This is a genomic window from Kitasatospora sp. NPDC101157, from assembly GCF_044768255.1.
Lineage (GTDB): Bacteria > Actinomycetota > Actinomycetes > Streptomycetales > Streptomycetaceae > Kitasatospora.
Map to the genome: position 1 here is coordinate 32300 of NZ_JBIWPL010000026.1, position 18585 is coordinate 50884.

Annotated in this window: 17 protein-coding genes; 6 read left to right on the forward strand and 11 right to left on the reverse strand. The window is 73.7% G+C overall.

The window, feature by feature from the left end; genetic code table 11:
• Positions 1 to 52: 52 nt before the first annotated feature.
• The 4 genes from ACIRVF_RS34765 to ACIRVF_RS34780 form a co-directional block, all read right to left on the reverse strand.
• Positions 53 to 571 carry a MarR family winged helix-turn-helix transcriptional regulator gene (locus ACIRVF_RS34765; RefSeq protein WP_402827091.1) on the reverse strand — a complete coding sequence of 173 codons (519 nt, stop codon included), beginning with the start codon at positions 569 to 571 and terminating at the stop codon, positions 53 to 55.
• A gap of 630 nt (positions 572 to 1201) precedes the next feature.
• Positions 1202 to 3784, reverse strand: coding sequence for a SpoIIE family protein phosphatase (locus ACIRVF_RS34770; protein WP_402827094.1), 2583 nt, complete (start codon positions 3782 to 3784; stop codon positions 1202 to 1204).
• Between the two features lie 177 nt (positions 3785 to 3961).
• Positions 3962 to 4336, reverse strand: coding sequence for a hypothetical protein (locus tag ACIRVF_RS34775; RefSeq protein ID WP_402827097.1), 375 nt, complete (start codon positions 4334 to 4336; stop codon positions 3962 to 3964).
• 144 nt (positions 4337 to 4480) lie between these two features.
• Positions 4481 to 5353: a helix-turn-helix transcriptional regulator gene (locus ACIRVF_RS34780; protein WP_402827100.1), complete on the reverse strand. Its 873-nt coding sequence runs from the start codon at positions 5351 to 5353 to the stop codon at positions 4481 to 4483.
• A gap of 188 nt (positions 5354 to 5541) precedes the next feature.
• Between ACIRVF_RS34780 and ACIRVF_RS34785 the strand changes: the two genes are divergently transcribed.
• A complete protein-coding gene (locus tag ACIRVF_RS34785) occupies positions 5542 to 6303 on the forward strand; it encodes an SDR family oxidoreductase (protein ID WP_402827103.1) in 762 nt (253 codons plus the stop codon).
• Between the two features lie 55 nt (positions 6304 to 6358).
• Here ACIRVF_RS34785 and ACIRVF_RS34790 read toward each other — a convergent pair whose 3' ends face one another.
• The 5 genes from ACIRVF_RS34790 to ACIRVF_RS34810 all read right to left on the reverse strand — a co-directional run bounded on the left by ACIRVF_RS34790 (position 6359) and on the right by ACIRVF_RS34810 (position 10723).
• Entirely contained in the window at positions 6359 to 7009 is a 651-nt protein-coding gene (locus tag ACIRVF_RS34790) for a transcriptional regulator (protein WP_402827106.1), read from the reverse strand.
• A gap of 262 nt (positions 7010 to 7271) precedes the next feature.
• A complete protein-coding gene (locus tag ACIRVF_RS34795) occupies positions 7272 to 7670 on the reverse strand; it encodes a hypothetical protein (RefSeq protein WP_402827109.1) in 399 nt (132 codons plus the stop codon).
• A gap of 110 nt (positions 7671 to 7780) precedes the next feature.
• Positions 7781 to 8359, reverse strand: coding sequence for a DUF6817 domain-containing protein (locus ACIRVF_RS34800; RefSeq protein ID WP_402827112.1), 579 nt, complete (start codon positions 8357 to 8359; stop codon positions 7781 to 7783).
• Between the two features lie 55 nt (positions 8360 to 8414).
• On the reverse strand, positions 8415 to 9314 hold the full coding sequence (locus tag ACIRVF_RS34805; protein ID WP_402827115.1) for a ketopantoate reductase family protein: 900 nt from the start codon (positions 9312 to 9314) through the stop codon (positions 8415 to 8417).
• A 113-nt stretch (positions 9315 to 9427) separates the two neighbouring features.
• Positions 9428 to 10723, reverse strand: coding sequence for a hypothetical protein (locus ACIRVF_RS34810; protein ID WP_402827118.1), 1296 nt, complete (start codon positions 10721 to 10723; stop codon positions 9428 to 9430).
• A gap of 208 nt (positions 10724 to 10931) precedes the next feature.
• Between ACIRVF_RS34810 and ACIRVF_RS34815 the strand changes: the two genes are divergently transcribed.
• From ACIRVF_RS34815 to ACIRVF_RS34825, 3 genes are all read left to right on the forward strand, one after another.
• A complete protein-coding gene (locus ACIRVF_RS34815) occupies positions 10932 to 11696 on the forward strand; it encodes an ABC transporter ATP-binding protein (RefSeq protein ID WP_402827305.1) in 765 nt (254 codons plus the stop codon).
• Positions 11693 to 13093 (forward strand): FtsX-like permease family protein, encoded by a 1401-nt coding sequence (locus ACIRVF_RS34820; protein WP_402827121.1) that lies wholly within the window; start codon positions 11693 to 11695, stop codon positions 13091 to 13093. The genes ACIRVF_RS34815 and ACIRVF_RS34820 overlap by 4 nt, the downstream gene beginning before the upstream one ends.
• Before the next feature lie 145 nt (positions 13094 to 13238).
• Positions 13239 to 14552, forward strand: coding sequence for a sensor histidine kinase (locus tag ACIRVF_RS34825; protein WP_402827308.1), 1314 nt, complete (start codon positions 13239 to 13241; stop codon positions 14550 to 14552).
• A 218-nt stretch (positions 14553 to 14770) separates the two neighbouring features.
• Here ACIRVF_RS34825 and ACIRVF_RS34830 read toward each other — a convergent pair whose 3' ends face one another.
• Positions 14771 to 15436, reverse strand: a complete 666-nt coding sequence (locus tag ACIRVF_RS34830; protein ID WP_402827124.1) for a response regulator — start codon at positions 15434 to 15436, stop codon at positions 14771 to 14773.
• A gap of 205 nt (positions 15437 to 15641) precedes the next feature.
• Here ACIRVF_RS34830 and ACIRVF_RS34835 point away from each other — a divergent pair, with 205 nt between their 5' ends.
• Positions 15642 to 16082, forward strand: a complete 441-nt coding sequence (locus ACIRVF_RS34835; RefSeq protein WP_402827311.1) for a MarR family winged helix-turn-helix transcriptional regulator — start codon at positions 15642 to 15644, stop codon at positions 16080 to 16082.
• Positions 16079 to 17518 carry an MFS transporter gene (locus tag ACIRVF_RS34840; RefSeq protein WP_402827127.1) on the forward strand — a complete coding sequence of 480 codons (1440 nt, stop codon included), beginning with the start codon at positions 16079 to 16081 and terminating at the stop codon, positions 17516 to 17518. The genes ACIRVF_RS34835 and ACIRVF_RS34840 overlap by 4 nt, the downstream gene beginning before the upstream one ends.
• 347 nt (positions 17519 to 17865) lie before the next feature.
• On the opposite strand, the gene ACIRVF_RS34845 is transcribed toward ACIRVF_RS34840, so the two are convergent.
• Positions 17866 to 18402 (reverse strand): GNAT family N-acetyltransferase, encoded by a 537-nt coding sequence (locus ACIRVF_RS34845; RefSeq protein WP_402827130.1) that lies wholly within the window; start codon positions 18400 to 18402, stop codon positions 17866 to 17868.
• Positions 18403 to 18585 lie beyond the last annotated feature (183 nt).

Sequence of the window (18585 nt, forward strand, 5' to 3'; positions counted from 1 at the left end):
GGGCGGCGGGCGGCACGCTGGGGAAGCGTGCCGACCCGCCGTGGGGCGTGCGTCAGTCGGCGGTCAGGGCGGCCATGCCGTCGACCAGCCTGGCGAGCAGGTCGAGGAACACCGCCCGCTCCTCGGGCGAGAGTCCGCCGACCATCGCCTGCATCCGCCGGTAGTGCTCGGGGGCCAGTTCGCGCAGACGCTGGGCGCCGCGCGCGGTCAGGATGACCACGTTGCCCCGCCCGTCCTCGACCGCCGGCCGGCGGGCGACCAGGCCCTCGCGCTCCAGGCCGTCGACCAGCCCGGTCACGGTCGCCCGCGAGACGCCGAGGCTGGCGGCCAGCTGGGAGGGCGACTTCTCGCCGCCGTGGTCCTCCAGGTCGGCCAGTAGCCGGTAGCGCCCGGTGGACAGGCCGAATCGCGCGAAGTGCGCTTCCCCCGCCTGGCCGAGTCGGGCGCCCGCGGCCATGAGTCGCGCCGCCACCAGGACCGCCTGCGGATCGGCCGTGAGGCCGTACCGGGCGATCTGCCGGCGGGCCTGGTCGAGACTGGGGGTGCCGTGCGCCGCGTCCTGCTGTGCCATGCAAGTAATATGGCGCCTAACCAGTTTTCTGTCAAACGTCTTCCGTGAGACCGTCCACCCGCCGGTTCCGCCGAACAGCCGGGGCCCGGCCGGCGTCATGGGCGGCCTGCAGCCGGTTGAGGAACTCACAGACGAAGTGCCACTGCTGGCCCCCACGGCGAACTACTGCACCGCCATCCGGACCCCGCCCTGGACGGGCGCGCCACCGGCGCGGCTCGCGGCCGCCCGCTGCCCGCACTTCCAACGCCACCGGTCTTCATCGAGGTGGGCCAGGTGGAGACCTTCCGGGACGAGGCGCTGACGTGCGCGATGCGGCTCTCCCAGCCATCCTCACCCCCTGAACGGGTCCGGCCCCCTCGGGCGGCCCCTGCGCACGGGGTCGCCGAGGGCGTGCAGGACGGTGACGCGGTCGATGTCGGCGGTGGCGCGCTGGGGCGCAGCGGGCCAGGCGGTGGAAGGCGTGGTCAGCCGGTCTTCGGTCAAAGCGGCGGACCGGGCCGGGGCGGGGCGGGCGGTCGACGTCCGGGTGGCGGTGTCGCGGTCGGCCCAGCCGTCGTGGAAAACCGGCAGGCGACCTGGGTCGCGGGAATGACCAGGACCGGGCGGGGGCGGTCGGGCCGGTCGCGGTCGTCAGCCCTCGGCGGGCAGGGCCTGCTCGGCCCAGATGGTCTTGCCGTCCTCGGTGTAGCGGGTGCCCCAGCGCTCGGTGAGCTGGGCGATGATGAACAGACCGCGCCCGCCCTCGTCGTCCCGGGCGGCCTGGCGCAGGTGCGGTGAGGTGTGCCCGGTGTCGGAGACCTCGCAGATCAGGCTGCGGTCCCGGATCAGCCGGACCCGGATCGGCCCGGCGGCGTACCGGATCGCGTTGGTGGCCAGCTCACTGACGATCAGTTCGGTGGTGAACACGAGCTCCGCCAGGCCCCATTCGTCCAGCCGTTCGGCGACCAGGAGCCGCGCCCGGGCGACCTCCGCCGGGTCGGGCGCCAGCTCCCAGTCGGCGACCTGCCCGGCGCCGAGCCGGCGGATGCGGACCAGCAGCAGGACGGCGTCGTCGCCCACCGGCCCGGGCAGCAGGGTCGCCAGCGCCTCGTCGCACAGGCTCTCCAGCGGCCGGCGGGACCCGGCCAGCGTCTCGGCGAGCCCGCGTCGGCCGTCGACGGACTGCATCAGGCCGTCCGTGTACAGGGCGATCAGGCTGCCGGCCGGCAGGTTCAGCTCGGCGCTCTGGAACGGCGGGCCGCCCAGCCCCAGCGGCCGCCCGGCCGGCAGCTCCGCGTAGCGGACGCCGCCCGCCGGGTCGGCCACGAGAGGTGGCGCGTGGCCTGCCCGGGCCATGCTGCACCGGCCGTCGACCGGGTCGTACACCGCGTACAGGCAGGTCACGCCGACGCCGCGCGGATTGCCTGAGTCGTCCTCCTCGCGCACCATGCCGTCCAGGTGGGTGAGCAGCTCGTCCGGATCCAGGTCCAGCCGGGCCAGCACCCGGATGCCGGCTCGCAGCCGGCCCATCGCGGCGGCGGCCCGCAGGCCGTGGCCGAGCACCTCGCCGACCACCAGGCCGACCCGGCTGCCGGACAGCGGGATGACGTCGTACCAGTCGCCGCCCACCCCGGAGCGGGTGTCGGCCGGCAGGTAGCGGCCGGCCGACTCGACCGCGCTCAGCGCCGGCAGCCGATGCGGCAGCAGACTGCGTTGCAGCCGCAGCGCCGCGGTGTGCCCCCAGGTGACCACCGGCATCAGCGCCAGGCCGATCAGCAGCGAGCCCAGCCCCAGTACGGTCACCCCGCTGACCCGGCCGAGCAACGGCAGCCGGACGGAGGTCGCGCCGTAGTCGGGGGCGGCGTAGACGCGGAAGGCGGCGTAGCAGAACAGGAACAGCATGATCAGCCCCCCGATGCCGGGCAGGACCCCTTTGAACAGCAGGTCCCGGAGGCTGCGGGTGAGCACCCGGCGGTGGTACCAGACGCAGGCGAAGCCGGTCAGACCGTAGTAGAAGGCGATCGCCAGGCCCACCGAGTCGATGGAGTCGGCCAGCACGTCGTGGCTGACCGAGGTGAGCAGCACCAGGAAGACGATCGACACCAGCCCCATGCCGACGGTCGACCAGGTCGGGGTCAGGAACCGGCGGTGCAGCCGGGCGAAACCGGCCGGCACGGTCTTGTGCGCGGCCATCGAGAAGACGGTGCGGGCGGCCGGCAGGATGGTGGTCTGGGTGGAGGCGACCGCCGAGGTCAGCACCATCAGGATCAGCAGTTCGGTGAACACGGGGCCGAGCCCGGTGGTGCCGAACACCGCCCCGCCGAGGCCGGAGAGCACGTCTCTGGAATTGTCCGGGTTGGCCAGCCCGATGCCCGTGGTGCCGACCCCGGCGAAGGCCTGTGCCGAGGTGGAGACCAGACCGTAGAGGACCAGCAGCACGACGGTGGACAGCACGGCGGCCCGCCCGGGGGTGTGCCGGCTGTCCGCGGTCTCCTCGTTGACGGTGAGCGCGGTGTCCCACCCCCAGTAGATGAACACGGCGGCGAGCACCCCCGTGGTCAGTGCCCGCGGGGAGGGGACGTTCAGCGGATCGAACCAGGAGGCGGAGACGTGCACCAGGGTCGGCGGGCCGTCGGTGTACACCTTGACCAGGGCGGTGACGGCGAGAAGCAGCAGGGTCGCGACCTCCAGGCAGACCAGCCAGCGCTGCAGGGCCGCCGACACCTCGATGCCCACGTAGCAGACCGCCGTCATCAGGGCGATCCAGACCACCCCGGCCACGGTGGTCCACACCCGGCTGGCCGCCAGCGACTCCAGTCCGACCAGCCGGAAGCCGTAGATGCCGGCGATCTCGGCCAGGTTCGCCATGGTGATCACGTCGGCGACGATCAGACCCCAGCCGCCCATCCAGCCGGCGTGCGGGCCGAACGCGCGGGTGGACCAGGCGAAGGTCGTCCCGCAGTCGGCGTTGGAGGCGTTCAGTTCCCGGTAGGCGTACGCGATGAGCAGCATCGGCACGAACGCCAGCATGGTGATGACCGGAGCCTGCAGCCCCACCCGGGCCACGATCAGGCTGAGCGTCGCCGCGAGGCTGTACGCCGGCGCGGTCGAGGAGATCCCGATCGCCACCGACGAGAACAGCCCCAGAGCGCCCGACCTGAGCCCTTTCTCACCGGCACCGGGCCCGGGCGCGAGCGGCGCGGCGGACTCGGCGGGGCGGGGGGAGCTCTTCACACCAGTTACCACCTCCGCGTCTCGCGGCGGCAATCCTTGCGATCACCATTCTCCCCGCCCGCCGGGAGGGTCGCCAGAGGGGCCGGCCTCGCAGCGGACCGGGGTGCCTCACCCTCGCCTGGTCGTGCGAGGCGTACTGACGGTGGGGGCTCCCGGCCGCAGGACATGGGTGTGCGGCTACGCCTTCTCCGGCGCGTTGTCGGCGAGCCCGTGGCCCTGGGCGCGGAGCCAGCGCCGGATCGCCTCGGTGTGACGGACGGCGGTTGCGTGCAGAGCCGGACCGGTCCCCGCGGCGGCGGCCTCGCGACCGATTCGGGCGGCGTCCTGCTCGGCGGCCTCGACGACGGCGCTCGCGACCCAGTCGTCCACGACGCCTCCGCTCTTCCACCGGGCGAGCCGGTTGCGCGCGGCCCGGTACACGGCCAGGGCATCGGCCGCCTTCGTCTGTTGAGCGGCCCGCTCCCAGTACCGCGCGCGGTTGGTGAGGTAGGCGTCGATGGCACTGCGTGCCATGGCGCCGTCCCGTTCGGGATCGTGCTGAGCGCTCGTCATACGGGAAGAATAGGAGAGCGCCGACGCGTCGGCAGATGGGCGGTCAGTTCGTCGTGGCGGCACGCGGTGATCTCCGAGGTGCGTCCCGGCCGGACCGCGCTCACCCGGACCAGGCAGCCCGTGTCGTCGGTGAGCGCGATCACGTCAGGGTGTCTTCGGGCGCCGGGAGTGCGCTGTTCTGTCCTGTGCTGTGCGGGCGGGCTCGGTGTGTGCGAGCGAGGCGAGGAGCCGCAGTTTCTCGTCGCTGTCGCTGTCCTTGTCGGGGTAGTAGACGACGAGGATGACGTCGTCGACGGGGAGTTTGTCGCGGTGCAGGCGTAGCTCGCCGACGACGGGGTGGTGGACCGTTGTCGTGCCCCCGTCGAGGGTGCGGACGTCGTGGCGGGCCCACAGGGTGCGGAACCGCTGGCTGGACAGTGCGAGTTCTCCGACGAGCTCGACGAACCGGACGTTGTCGGTGTCGTCGCCGATGGTGGTGCGCAGGGCGGCGACGAAATCGGCGGTGGCCTTGGTCCAGTCCTGGTGGAAGGCGCGCTCCTCGGGATCGAGGAGGAGGGAACGAAGCCGGTTCTGGCCGGGCCGCAGGCGCGGGGAGAGCGCGACCGCCATGGGATTGGAGGCCAGGACGTCGAACGCGCGCCCTTCGACGAACGCGGGGATCTGCAGGTGGGCGAGCAGCTCGTGCACCCGTGCCGGTACGTGCTCGGGCCGCTTGCGACGCGGCGCCCTGGGGCGTGCCGCCGCGAGGCCGAGCAGATACGTCCGTTCGACGTCATCGAGCTGGAGGACGCGCGCGAGTGATTCGAGGACCTGCGGTGAGGGGTTCTTGTCCCGGCCGCGCTCCAGGCGCAGGTAGTAGTCGGGACTGATTCCGGCGAGCAGGGCGACTTCCTCACGGCGCAGGCCGGGAACGCGGCGGTTGCCGCCCGGCGGCAGTCCCGCCTGTGCCGGGGAGACCAGCCCACGGCGGGCACGGAGGTAGCTGCCGAGCTGGTTGCCGGAACCCTCATCCTTCATACCGACACCGTAGTGCTGCACGCGGGTCCCAGGGGGGCCCTGTCAGGACCAGGGAAGACCGGGGCCCTGCCGCGCCGGGCTTCTGCCGTCAAGACTGCGAGAGCACCGTCCTGAAAGAGACGGGAGCACCACCTGGCGCCGCCGCGGGCCCGACCCCCGGCGGCGCCCTGGATCGAAGGGAAGATCTTGTGGATCTCTCCAACCGCACCGTTCTCGTCGTCGGCGGAACCTCGGGCATCGGGCGAGAGCTGGCCCGGCGGTTCGCTGCGGCGGGCAGCACCGTGGCCATCGGCGGCCGCAACCCGCAGGCACTCACGGAACTGGCCGAAGAAGGCTTCGGCACGATCAGCATCGACGTGACCAGCAGTGCCTCCGTCGCTTCCGCCCGCGACGCCGCGCTCGCCCGCTACCCCGAGCTGGACACCGTGGTGACGATGTCCGGCGTCATGCTGCTGGAGGACCTGCGCGACCCCGCGCACTTCGAGGCGGCGGCGACGACCGTCGACACCAACCTGCTCGGCACCATCCGGGTCGTCGACGCCTTCACCCCGCACCTGATCAGGCGGGGCGCCGGCACCTTCGTCACCGTCACCTCCGGCATCGCCTTCCTGCCCTTCCCGCCCATGCCCAGCTACGCCGCGTCCAAGGCCGGGGTGCACGCCTACTCCGAGGCACTGCGCGCGCAGCTCGACGGCACCGGCGTCGGTGTCGTCGAGCTGGTCCCCCCGGCCGTCGCCACGGCGGGCCAGGAGAAGGTGAACCCCCACGCGCTGCCGCTCGACGACTTCGCCACCGAGGTCATGGACCTGCTCTCCCAGGACCCCACCCCGCGCGAAATCCTCGTCAAGGGCGTCCTCGGGCACCGCTGGGCCGAGCGCGAGGGTACCTACGACGATCTCGTCGCACAGCGCTCGCAGGCTCTGGCGATGCTGCCCAGCCGCCAGGGCTGACGGGTCGGCAGGAGCGACTTCGTCGGGGTGCTCACGCCGGTTGCGCAGGCGTGAGTCACCCGCTCAGGGTGGACCAGAACAGGTGCTCGTAGGCCTGGAGCAGCAGGCCGTACTCCCGGGCGGTGGCCAGGGTGCGGCCGTCGAGTGGGTCCGGCCCGAGGGCGTCGGCGGCCTGCTGCTCCAGCTCGGTCGCGGGCTGGGCGAAGAAGTCGAAGAACGCGCAGGCCTCGTCGGAGAAGTCGTGGTGGCGGCGCAGGGCCTGCGCGACGGTGGCGCAGTAGCCGCCCCAGGCCGCGAAGTTGGCGACCAGGGCGGCGGCCGCGGCGGGCGGCACACTGTTCAGGGCGAGCCAGGCGAGGTAGGCCGGGTAGGCCTGGCAGCCGGGCAGCGGCGGCCGGTCGGCCACTGTCCGCTCGTCCACTCCGCAGGCGGCGGCCAGTGCCGGCAGGGTGCGCAGCGCGGCGCTCTCGCCCTCGGCGAGGGTGGCGAACCAGGCACCGAGCGGCCGGTCCGCGCAGCGGGTGGCGAGCAGCAGCAGGCTGCGCCGGTCGGAGGCGATGATCCGGTGCTGCTGGGCGGCGAGTTCGGCCACCGCCGTGAGCTGGGCGCTGCCCTCGGCGAGTGCCGTGACCAGGGCGGGGACGGAGTCGCCGGGGGCCAGCTCGGCGCGCAGTTGCTGGATCTGGTCGAGGATCGGGTGGTTCACCGGTACCTCCGGGGTGCGGTTCGGTCCGTGCCCATTCCTACCGTCTGGGGGCGGTCGGACGGGCGGCGACAGGCCGGGCGGTGGCGCCCTGCCGCGATGGGCCGGGCAGTGGCGACGGGCCGGACGGCAGCAGGCGATGGCGACGGGCCGGACGGCAGCAGGCGATGGCGACGGGCCGGGCGGTGGTGGCGGGTCGCGGCAGGCCGGGCAGTGGCGACGGGCCGGGAGCGCGGGGGTCGGTCGGCGCTCCCGGCCGCTGGGGTCAGGCTCCGGCGCACGCCTTGGTGAGTTCGCCGGCGGCCTCGCCGATCGGTCCGAAGTCGGGCTCCTTGCCGTGGGAGACGGCGTCCTGGGCCCTGTCGACGGCCTTGGACAGCTTGTCGGTGGCTGCGTCGAGCTTGCCGTCCCCGTCCTTGCGGATCTTCTTGGTGTCGTCGACGATCTTCTTCAGGGCGTCGACGGTGTGTTGGCGTCGACTCTCGTCGGTGATCTGGCCGACGTTGAGCGCAGAGTCGGTGAGGTCCTGGACATCGCCGGTGAGGCTGATCGCCCGCTTTCCGCAGTCGAGGGCCTGGTCGGCGTCCTTGCACGCGGTGAACAAGGGGGCCGCCAGGACCAGTGCGGTCGCGGCGGCGGCAAGTCGGTACGGCTTCTTCGTCATGTCTGTATCCCTCCCGCCTTCGAGAACGCTCGGCTCTCGTGCGGTGGTTCCGGCATGACGAGTGAACGGTCGGGCGAAAATCGCGTTCGGGAGGGTGTATTGACGTCTCGTCAGGTCGAACGAGCCGATTGTCCGAATCTTCCGTGCCAGGCCTGCCAGGCGGCAGTCGGGAGCAAGTCCCTGGTGTGGGTCAGCAGTTCGTAGAGGGCCGGGCCGTAGCGGTCGGCCAGCTCGGCGTTGTGTGCGAACACGTCGAGCTCGTTGGCGGCCGTGATCGCGAGGAAGGCCCGCAGGTCTTCCTCCGGTGGGGTGTGGTCCTGCCCGGTGAACCGGTCGTGGAACAGCGGCACTTCGTTCCGGCCCAGCCGCGGGTAGACGGCGGCCCGGCCGCAGCTGGCGTACAGGTAGACGAGTGCCTCGGCGCGCTCGCCCACGAGCTCGACCAGGGTGTCCCGTTCGTCCAGGGTCAGCAGGGCGCCGTCGAACCCGTCGGTCCCGTAGGCGGCGTGGCAGAGACCGGCGGCCTGGACGGCGGAGTCGGTGCCCCAGTCCGCCAGCAGGGCGGCCACCCTGGTCAGGTGCTCCAGCAGGGTACCGCCCGGGTGCGGGATCCGGTCGGCGTCGTGGGCGCGGAGGAACTCCTCGACGTGGCTCCACGCGGGGGTGCTGCGGTGGTCGGCTGGCGTCACCCGAGGAGTTCTACTCCTGTCGCCGGCCGACCCGCAACCGCGATCCGCCGTTCCGCTAGGAGAGTTCGCTCACCAGGCGGGTGATGGTCGGAGTGGGGACGGAGTGCGCGGCGGCGGCCCGCAGCACCGCGCCGCCGATGGCGTCGAGCTCGGTCGGCCGACCCGCCTCGACGTCCCGCTGCATCGAGGACTTCATCGTCCCGGGGATCCGGTCGAAGGCGGCGAGCAGCGTCCGGGCGTCGGCCGGGGCGCCGACCGCCTCGGTGACGGCGGCGATCTCGTCCAGGACGGCGAGGAGTTCGCCCCGGTGCTCGGTGCGCACGAGACCGATGCCGTCGGCGTGCCGGGTGGTCAGCAGGGCGAAGGGGGCGAGGAAGGACAACTTGCTCCAGAGCATCGCGGTCTCGTCCTCGCGCAGCGTGACGTCGAGGCCGGTGTGCCGCAGCTGTTCGGCGAACTCCTCGACGGGCGCGGCGAGTTCGACTGCCGCGAACGGGCTGGTGTGCTCGATCCGGCCCGGGGCGGTCCGGGTGGCCTCGACCCGGATCGTCCCGGCCACCACCCGCCCGGCCGGGTAGCGTTCGCGCAGCACCGCCATGTGGTCCAGACCGTTGAGCAGGGGCACCACGATCGCGGAGCCGAGGGCCTCCGGGGGCATCCGGTCGAGCGCGGGCAGCAGAGCCGTCTCCTTGACGGTGACGAAGGCGGCGTCGACCGGCTCGCGCAGTTCGGTGACGGCCTCCACCCGGGCGGTGAACTCGCCGAACTGGTCGCTGCGCACGTGCAGCCCGTCGCGGGCGAGGGCGGCCGCGGTCTGCTCGCCGGCCAGGCAGACGACCCGGTGGCCGTCGCGCGCGAGCAGGCCGCCGATCAGTCCGCCGACGCCGCCCGGGCCGAGGACGGCGACGGTGAGGGGGGTGGTGGTCACGATGGCTCCTTGAAGGGGGTCGGGCATGCGGGTGCAGGCGGGGCATGGTGCCGGTGGCTTCCCCGGGTCGGGTGGCCTCCCCGGGTCGGGTGGCTTCCTCGGGTCGGGTGGCTTCCCCGGGTCGGGGTGGCCTCCCAGGCTCAGGTGGCTTCCCAGGAGAAGCGGCCCTCCAGGCCGTCCGGACTGAGGAAGCCGAAGCCGACGCCGTAACCGAAGTTCAGGAAGTACGGGTCGTCGTCGTCCGGGGCGTCCGAGAGTGCGAAGAGGTAGCGCCAGGGCGGCGGCACGCCGGCCCGTCCGCTCGGGAAGGACGGGAGGCCGCCGAGGTGGTCGTACACGTGCTCGCCGTCCGGGAAGGGCACTTCGGGGCCCTCCTCGCGCAGGTACCGCTGGAAGGCGGCGCGCTGGTCCATCGACCGGTCGGCCTCGGCGGACAGCGGCAGCAGATCGAGGCGGAACTCGACCGGGGTGGTCCCGTCGCGGCGCCAGAGGGTGCGGCCCCGGGTGCCGGGCGGGCCGATGACGGCGAACGGCGGTGTGCGGCCGCCGGGTTGGATCAGCAGGACGCCGTCGCCGGCCTCCGGATCCCGGCCGCCCATGACGCCGTCCTCCTCCGCCAGGAAGAGGTACGCCAGTCGGCCCTCCGCGCCCGGAACGGGGAACTGCCCGATGAACACCAGCGGTTCACCGGTGTCGGGGGAGAGCGGCCAGGTGGGCTCGGTCAGCCAGCAGGGCTCGCCGCCGAGCTTGGGGACCGGTCCGGTGATCGGCCGATCGGCCGGGCGGGCGGAGAGTTCCAGCCGGGGGAGGAACGCCGCGTCGTGCGGACCGGTGGCGCCGCCGGTCGGGTGCGCGGTGACGGCGGCCTCGGCCGCCGTGCGGTGGAGCGAGACGTAGTCGAAGTAGTAGGGGGTCTCGTGACGCGGCTTCCGGCCGGGCGTCGGCCGCGCGGGGCGGGCCCCGCCCCGGTGGAGGTAGAGGTGGGTGTGACGCAGCGTGCCGTGGTCCGGACCGGCCACCGGCAGGCCCTCGGCGCGCAGCGCCTCGGCCAACTCGTGCGCGGGCCAGCCGAAGACGTCGATCCCGAGGTACCCGACCGGGCAGGTGGGGCGGTCGTCGTCCGGGTTCCGGCACACCCCGACGCCCTCAAGGACCTCGCTGTCGCCGCCGTTGTTGCTGTCGTAGTCGTAGTCGTAGTCGTTGTCACCGTCACTGCCGTTGTCGCGGCCGGAGGAGAGCGTGACGGTCACCCCGGGAAGCTGGAAGGCCAGCGCCCAACGCGAGCCGCAGACGAAGACCGGGCGCACCCCGCCCGGCAGCAGCTCACCGTGCGGTGCCAGCAGCGCCCGCACGGCCGCCTCCGAGAGGCCGAACCGCAGCTCGGGCAACGGAGCGGGCAGACGGACGCCGCGTCCGGGGAGCAGGTCGATGGTCACCGGATCATGATCCCTCCTCCGGAGCCCGTTCGGCAGCCCCATTTCCGCGCCGCCCGCAGCGGGCGGCCCCGCTGCGCGCCGGGTGGACGGAATCGGCCCGAGGGGATGTAGCACCACCTGCGGGGTTCGGTTTTCCGAACCCCGAATTGGGGTGCCAGCACAATCGACCCGATGGTCCCGGATGTCCAGGATTGGGGGCATGAACGGGATGACGACAGCCGCCGTCGGGGCGGCGCGGGGCGGAGTGACGGGTGCGGCGCTCACCGGTGAGGGGCTGCACCGGGAGTACGGGCGGGGTGCGGCCGCCGTGCGGGCGCTGCGTGGGGTGTCCGTGGCCTTCGCGCCGGGCACCTTCACGGCGGTGATGGGGCCCTCCGGTTCGGGCAAGACCACCCTGTTGCACTGCCTGGCGGGGGTGGACCGCCCCAGCCGGGGCACCGTCCGCTGGGGCGACACGGAGGTGTCCGGGCTGCCCGAGCGGAGGCTGGCCGAGCTGCGGCGCACCAGGGTGGGGTTCGTCTTCCAGGCCTTCAACCTGATGCCCGCCATGACGGTCGCGCAGAACGTCGAACTGCCCGGGCGGCTGGCCGGGCGCCCGCCGGATCGGGCCCGGGTGCGGGAGGCGCTCGCCCGGGTCGGCCTCGCCGGGCGGGAACGGCACCGGCCCGGCGAGCTGTCCGGTGGCCAGCAGCAGCGGGTGGCGATCGCCCGCGCACTGGTGGCCCGGCCCGAGGTGCTGTTCGCCGACGAGCCCACCGGCGCGCTGGACCGGGCGACCGGGCACGACATCCTCGACTTGTTGCGCGCGGGGGTGGACGCGGACGGGCAGACGTGCGTGATGGTCACCCACGATCCGGTGGCCGCCGGGTACGCGGACCGCGTGCTGCTGCTGGCCGACGGCTTCCTGGTCGACGAACTGGCCCGGCCGACGGCTGCACAGGTGGGTGAGCGGCTGAGCAGGTTGGGCGGGTGAGTGCGGTGATCGGTACCGTTCCGGCCCTGGCGGTCGGGCAGATCCGGCGCCGACCAGCGGCCTTCGCCGGGCTGGCGGTGGCGCTGTTCCTGGCAACGGGGGCGGTAACGCTGTTCGGCTCGCTGGTCGCGGCACAGGTCGCGGCTCCACGAGCCGTCGCACGGGTGCCGGTGGACGGCCCCGGCCTGGCGGTGATCGCGGGAGCGTTCGGCGAGATCGCCGTACTGGTCGCGCTGTTCGTGGTGGTCAACGCGCTCGGTTTCACGCTCCGCCAGCAGCACCGCGAGCTGGCCCTGCTGCGGACGGTGGCGGCCACGCCCCGGCAGATCCGGCGGCTGGTGCGCGCCCAGGTCACGGCGACCGTGCTGGTGGCGGCAGTGCCCGGCTGCACGGGTGGCTTGCTGGCCGCCCGGGCCTTTCTCGCCGCCCTGCAGCGGCGCGGAATGGCCGCACCCGGCCTGCGGATACCCGGGACGCCGGTGCCGGTGCTCGTCGCGCTCGCGGTGGCACTGCTGGTCGGCCTCGCGGCCACCGCGCTCACGGCCCGGCGGATCACCCGGCCTGCCCCGGCCGCCGCGCTCACCGATGGAGCGGCCGGGCAGCGCCGGACCGGCGTGGTGCGGTTGCTGGCAGGCGCGGTGGTGCTGGCGGGCGGCGTCCTGCTGCTGCGGCTGGCCGCCGGCCGACCGGCCGGGGAACTGGACAAGGCGGGGCAGGCGGCCATGCTCGGTTCGCTGGTGCTGCTGGTCGCGGTCGCGCTGCTGGGGCCGGTCGCGGCCCGGCTGCTGGCGACGGTGCTCGGTGCCCCGGCCCGGCTGCTGCTCCCGCGGACCGGCTGGCTGGCTGACGCCAACCTGCGCGGCCACGCGGCGCGGCTCTCCTCCGCGGTGGTCCCGGTCGCGCTGCTGGTCGGGCTCGCGGCGACCATGCTGATCATGACCAGCACCGCCGAGCAGGCGGCCCGGGCGACGGGAGCCGCCACCAGCGTCACCAAGGCCAGCGACGTGTGGCTGCGGCAGGCGGAGCTCGGCCTGCTGGTCTGCTTCGCGGCGGTCTCCACGGTCAACACGCTGGTCGCGCTGACCGCCGACCGGCGCCGCGAGTTCGCACTTCTCAGGCTGGTCGGGGCGACGCGGCGGCAGCTGCTGCGGATGCTCTCCGTCGAGGCCGCGCTGACCACGGTGGTGGGCGTGCTGTTGGGGGCGGCCGTCGCGGGCGCGGCGACCGGGGCGTTCAGCGTGGCGGTCACCGGCTCGGTACTGCCGGTGGTGCCGGGCGCGGCCTGCGGCTGGGTGGTGGCCGGCGCGGCGGTGCTGACGGTGCCGGGGATCGTCGGCACGGGGCTCTGGGCGATCGGTGGGCGTGCGGTGGAGGAGGTGGGCGGCGAACGGGTGTGAGGAGGTGAACGGAGGCCCGGAGCGAGGCAAACGGTGGCGAACGGAAGTGAGGGAGTGGTGGGGTGACGGATGGTCCGGGCGTGCGGCGCTTCGGGCGGCGCCTGGAGGATGCTGGGGGCCGGTTGATCGAATGGTGAGGCGTGTGGTGACTCGGTGGCGGCGGGGGCTGTCGGTGCGGGGCGGTGAGGTGGCGTTCGCCGTCCTCGGGTTGCCGCTCGGCGTGTTGGGCGCGGTCTATGCCGTGGCAGTGCTCTACGCCGGGGCCCTGCTCTCGCTCACCGTCCTGGGGCTGCCGTTCGTCGTAGCCGCCCTGGTCGGGGCGCGAGGCATCGGCGGGCTGCACCGACGGCTGGCCGGCCGGTTGCTGGGCGAACCCGTCGCTGCGCCCCCGCCGTTGGCGCGGCCCTCGGGGGCACTGGCCCGGGGGCGGGTGGTGCTGACCGATCCGGTGGCCTGGCGGGCGCTCCTCTACCTCCTGCTACGGCTGCCGCTCGGAGTGCTCGGCTTCCTGGCGGCGGTCGGGCTACCGCTGAGCGCGGTGTGGCTGGCCGGCTTCCCTCTGTGGGTGCGGCTGCTGGAGCCGGGCCCACGAACGGTCGACTGGCTGGACGTGGCCGGGCCACCGGTCGGCCTCGCGGTCCTCGCCGCCGCCCCGGCCGCACTGCGGATTCTGAGCCGGGCCAACCGTGCGCTGGCACGGGGGCTGCTCGGGCCGGCACGCTCGCAGCAGCGGGTACGGGAGCTGGAGAACGCCCGTGCCACGCTGCTCGCCGAGAGCACCGACCGGCTGCGGCGGCTCGAACGAGACCTGCACGACGGCACCCAGGCACAGCTGGTAGCGCTCGCCATCACCCTCTCGCTGGCCGACGACGCCCTCGGCGAGCCGGAAGCGCCCGCGCCCGCGCCCGCCCCCGAAGGCGGCGCGGTGCCCGGCCGGGCCGGCGCCTCCAGGCCCGCGGCCGGGGACGCGTCCGGCCCCGACCTCGGGCGGCTGCGCGCTCTGGTCGACCGGGCGCGCGGGCAGACCGACGACACCATCGCCGAGCTGCGCCGGCTGACCAGGGGCATCCATCCGGTGGCGCTGGATGCCGGGTTGGCGGAGGCCCTGCCCGGCCTGACGGCCACCTCACCGGTGCCGGTGACGGTCCGGCTGGACCTACGGGAGCGGCCGGAGGAGGTGATCGAGCGGGCGGTCTACTTCTGCGCGGCCGAACTGCTCACCAACCTTGCCAAGCACAGCGGCGCGCGAACGGGGGAGTTGAGCGCGAGCGCGGCCGACGGGCGGGTCCGGTTGACGGTTCGCGACGACGGGCGCGGCGGCGCCGCGATCGGACGGGGCACGGGCACCGGGCTGGCGGGGCTGGCCGAGCGGCTGGCGGCGGTGGACGGGGTGCTGCGGGTGGACAGCCCGCCCGGCGGGCCGACGGTCGTCACCGCGGAGCTGCCGAGCAGCCTGTGACGCATCCCGCCGGACGGCGGCGCGGTGCCCCGGATAGGGCGGGCGGCCCCGGACAGGGCAGCGCCTCGGGTGCGGCGGTGGGTCGGGGCCGCTGGGGCTTCGAGCCTCAGGTTCCGGACCTCACGCTTCGGGCGTCAGGATCTGAGCTTCGGGCTCCGGACGTCGGGGTCCGAGCTTCGGGCTCCGAACCTCAGGCTCCGAACCTCAGGATCCGAGCTTCAGGCTCCGGTCTCCGCGAGGTAGGCCAGGACGGCCTTGACCCGCCGGTTGTCGGCCTCCGTCGCGGGCAGGTCGAACTTGGTGAACACGGCCGCCACGTGCTTCTCCACCGCGCGCTCGGACACCACCAGCAATCCGGCGATCGAGCGGTTGGAGTGGCCCTGGGCCATCAGTTCCAGCACTTCCCGCTCGCGGGCGGTGAGCGACTCGACCAGGCTGCGCCGTCCGCCGCGCATCAGCCCGTTGACGATCTCCGGGTCGAGCGCCGTGCCGCCCGTGGCCACCCGGTGCAGCGCGTCCACGAGTTCGGAGGTGCGGGCGACCCGTTCCTTGAGCAGGTAGCCGATGCCGGCCGCGCCGTCGGCCAGCAGCCGGGCGGCCCAGGCGGTCTCCACGTGCTGGGAGAAGACCAGGATCCCGACCTCGGGCATGGTGGCCCGGATCTCGACCGCGGCCCGGATGCCCTCGTCGGTGTGGGTGGGCGGCATCCGGATGTCCACCACGGCCACGTCGGGCCGGTGTTCCGTGACCGCGGTGACCAGTTCGGGGGCGGTTCCGGCGGTGGCGACCACCGCGCAGCCGCGGGCGGTCAGGAGCTCGACCATCCCCTCCCGGAGGATCACCGAGTCCTCGGCGAGGACGATGCGGAGCTGCGTGTCGATCATGACGCCATTATCGGGGCCGGGGGCCGGGGGCCGGGGGCCGGGGGCCTGGGGGCGGCGGAGTCCGCCGAGAATATGTACAGCAAAGCTGGACAGCTTGGACTGATGAAATTAGCGTGGAACGGTGACCGAGAAACGAACCGCCCCAGCGGTCCCTGAAGCCCCCGCCGGTCCCGCCGGTCCGGCCCGTCCCGCCCGGCGCCCCGGTATCGCCGGACGCGCGGACTCCGCCTCGACGGCCGCCCGGGAGCTCCGTGCCGTCTTCAGCCGGCTGCGCCGGACCCTCCGGGAGAAGGGGCAGGGCGCCGGCGGCCTCACCCCTTCCCAGACCGCCGTACTCAGCCGCCTGATCACGGACGGACCGGCCTCCGCGAGTGCGCTGGCCGCCGCGGAGCGGGTCCGCCCGCAGTCGATGGCGGCCACGCTGGCCGTGCTGGAGGGGCACGGGCTGGTCGTTCGCCGTCCCGACCCCGAGGACGGTCGCCGCCAGTTGGTCGGCCTGAGCGACACCGGGCTGGCGTGGATCGCGGACAGCCGTAGGGCGCGCGAGGAGTGGCTGGCCCGAGCGTTCCAGGAGGACTTCACCGAGGCCGAACGGGCCACCGTACTGGCGGCCTTGCGCCTGGTGGATCGGCTGAACCGGCGATGACCGGCCGGTCGACAGTGCTGGCGCGACTGCGGTCGCGCCGTCAGGAGTACCGGAAGCCGACTGACGGCGGTGGGTTCAACCGCCGGCTGCTCGCCCCGATGGTGCTGGGCTCGGTGCTCAACCCGATCAACTCCTCGATGATCGCGGTGGCCCTGGTGCCCGTCGGCACCGCCTTCGGCGCGCCGCCCGCCGAGACCGCCTGGCTGGTGACCGCGCTCTACCTGGCCACCGCCGTCGGCCAGCCGGTGATCGGACGGCTGGTGGACGGTTACGGACCGCGCCGGCTCTACCTGGTGGGCACGGCCCTGGTCGGCCTCGCCGGACTGGTCGGTGCGCTCGCGCCCTCCTTCGGCCTGCTGATCGCCGCCCGGGTGCTGCTCGGGATCGGCACCTCCGCCGCCTACCCCGCCGCGATGCACCTCACCCGCAGTGAGGCCGAGCGCACCGGCCGGAGCAGCCCCACCGGGGTGCTGACGGTGCTCGCCGTCGCCAACCAGACCATCGCCGTGGTCGGGCCGACGCTCGGCGGGCTGCTGATCGGGCTGGGCGGCTGGCGGACGATCTTCGCCGTCAACGTCCCGCTGGCGCTGGCCTGCCTGGCGCTCGGGGCCCTTCGGCTGCCGCTCGCGCCTCCGCGCCGGGACAGCGGGGAGCGGCTCGACCACGCCGGGATCGCGCTGTTCGCCGTCCTCCTGCTGGCGTCGATGCTGTTCGTGATGAAGCCGGGTTCCGCCCGCTGGTACCTGCCGGTGCTCGCCCTGCTGGCCGGCCTCGGCTTCGCGGTGCGGGAGCTCAGGGCCCGCAGCCCGTTCATCGACCTGCGGGCGCTCGCCCGCAACCGTCCGCTGGTCGCCACCTATCTGCGGCAAGGGCTCGGCTACACCGCCGCCTACGCCTTCCTCTACGGCTACACCCAGTGGCTGGAGGAGGGGCGCGGGTTGAGCGCCGCCTCCGCGGGGCTGGTGCTGCTCCCGCTCTCGCTCAGTGCGCTCACGGTCTCCAGTCTGACCGGTCGCAGTCCGGCGGTGCACGGCAAACTGGTGGTCGGGGCGGCGCTCCAGATGGCCGCCTGCGCCGCCCTGTTGCTGACAGGGCCCGCGAGCCCGCTGATCCTGCTGGTCGCGGTCGGAGTGCTGGCGGGCATCCCGCAGGGGCTGATCGGGCTCGGCAACCAGACCGCGCTGTACCACCAGGCCGACCCGGCCGCCATCGCCTCCTCGGCCGGGCTGCTGCGGACCTTCATGTATCTCGGAGCGATGGCGGCCTCGGCCGCGAACGCCGCCTTCTTCCCGCACGGCGCCACCACGGGCGGGCTGCACCACCTCGCGCAGTTCATGCTCTGCGGCGCGACCCTGCTCCTCCTCCTCACCCTCCCGGACCGCTCACTCGCCCGGATGGGAACCACCGGCGGCCCCAACTCCTCTGCCACGAAGTAGCGCGCGTGCTCCCGGGTTTTGTCCGGCGGCAGCGTGCTCGACAGCGAAGGCGGTCCGGTCGACCTGCGGGACTTCGGACGGCTCGCGGGTCCCGGCTGCCGGATCACAGGCGGCGGCGAATCCCCTTCGTCGGCAGGCGAGTTGGGCGATGCGCTCGCCCTGTGGCGTCGCCCGGCCTTCGCGGCCGTTCCGCTCGGCACCCACCCGTCGGCCCAGCCCGCGAGGCCCTCGGGCGGATCATGGGCGAAGGGGAGAACGGAGGAGGTGGACGGCGACCTGAGCGTTTTCGATCCCCCCGGCGGTGTCGGTGTACTGGCGCTGGACACCGACGGGGTGCGTGCTCTTCCTTACGTCCCCGGTCGGCATCCCACTCGGCCCGCGCTGTCCGGTGGGAGCGCCAGGTCGCGCTGATACCAGGTGCCTGGCTCACCGCAGAGATGGGCCGGGTCTGCCGGGCCGACAGCGACGAACCCGGCTTTGGTCAGCACCTTCTGGGAGGCTGCATTCCGACGGGAAGTGGCCGCCCGCAGCGTGCGCAGCCCGTAATGGGCGACCGCCAGCCGGCACAGCTCCCGGACGGTCGCGGTCGCCACGCCATGGCCGGCAACATGCTGCGCGACCCGGTAGCCGAGTTCCGCAGTGTGGTCCTCGATGTCGACCAGATTGAACCTGCCGAGTACCGAGCCGTCCTCGGCGACGAGCACGTGGAAGGCGCAGATGCCGGCGTCCTGCTCGGCCAGCAGGGCCTCGTACCGGTCGGTGAACCGGTCGAAGAAGTCGTCGCCGCGGTCGGGGACCGAGGCAGCGAAGTAGGCGCGGTTCGCCAGCTCGAAGGCCAGGACCGCCGGGGCATGGCCGGCATGCAGCCGCTTCAGCTCGGGCATTGCCCGACCTTACCCGGGTAGCGCGCCGTCGCCACCTGAGTTTCCTCACCGGGCTGTCGCGGCTGTCCGGCCCGCTCGGACCGCGAGCCTGGTGGCCGGCGCGGTGCGGGTCTCCTCCTGGGCGCGGGTGTCCCACTGCAGGTAACGGGTCACGTCCGGGCGACGCAGCACCAGCCGGTCGGT

Excerpts from the sequence above, each read along its gene's own strand:
- ACIRVF_RS34765 (WP_402827091.1), bottom strand. The coding sequence starts at position 571 with ATGGCACAGCAGGACGCGGCGCACGGCACCCCCAGTCTCGACCAGGCC.
- ACIRVF_RS34775 (WP_402827097.1), bottom strand. The coding sequence starts at position 4,336 with ATGACGAGCGCTCAGCACGATCCCGAACGGGACGGCGCCATGGCACGC.
- ACIRVF_RS34780 (WP_402827100.1), bottom strand. The coding sequence starts at position 5,353 with ATGAAGGATGAGGGTTCCGGCAACCAGCTCGGCAGCTACCTCCGTGCC.
- ACIRVF_RS34795 (WP_402827109.1), bottom strand. The coding sequence starts at position 7,670 with ATGACGAAGAAGCCGTACCGACTTGCCGCCGCCGCGACCGCACTGGTC.
- ACIRVF_RS34805 (WP_402827115.1), bottom strand. The coding sequence starts at position 9,314 with ATGCCCGACCCCCTTCAAGGAGCCATCGTGACCACCACCCCCCTCACC.
- ACIRVF_RS34815 (WP_402827305.1), top strand. The coding sequence starts at position 10,932 with ATGACGACAGCCGCCGTCGGGGCGGCGCGGGGCGGAGTGACGGGTGCG.
- ACIRVF_RS34830 (WP_402827124.1), bottom strand. The coding sequence starts at position 15,436 with ATGATCGACACGCAGCTCCGCATCGTCCTCGCCGAGGACTCGGTGATC.
- ACIRVF_RS34840 (WP_402827127.1), top strand. The coding sequence starts at position 16,079 with ATGACCGGCCGGTCGACAGTGCTGGCGCGACTGCGGTCGCGCCGTCAG.
- ACIRVF_RS34845 (WP_402827130.1), bottom strand. The coding sequence starts at position 18,402 with ATGCCCGAGCTGAAGCGGCTGCATGCCGGCCATGCCCCGGCGGTCCTG.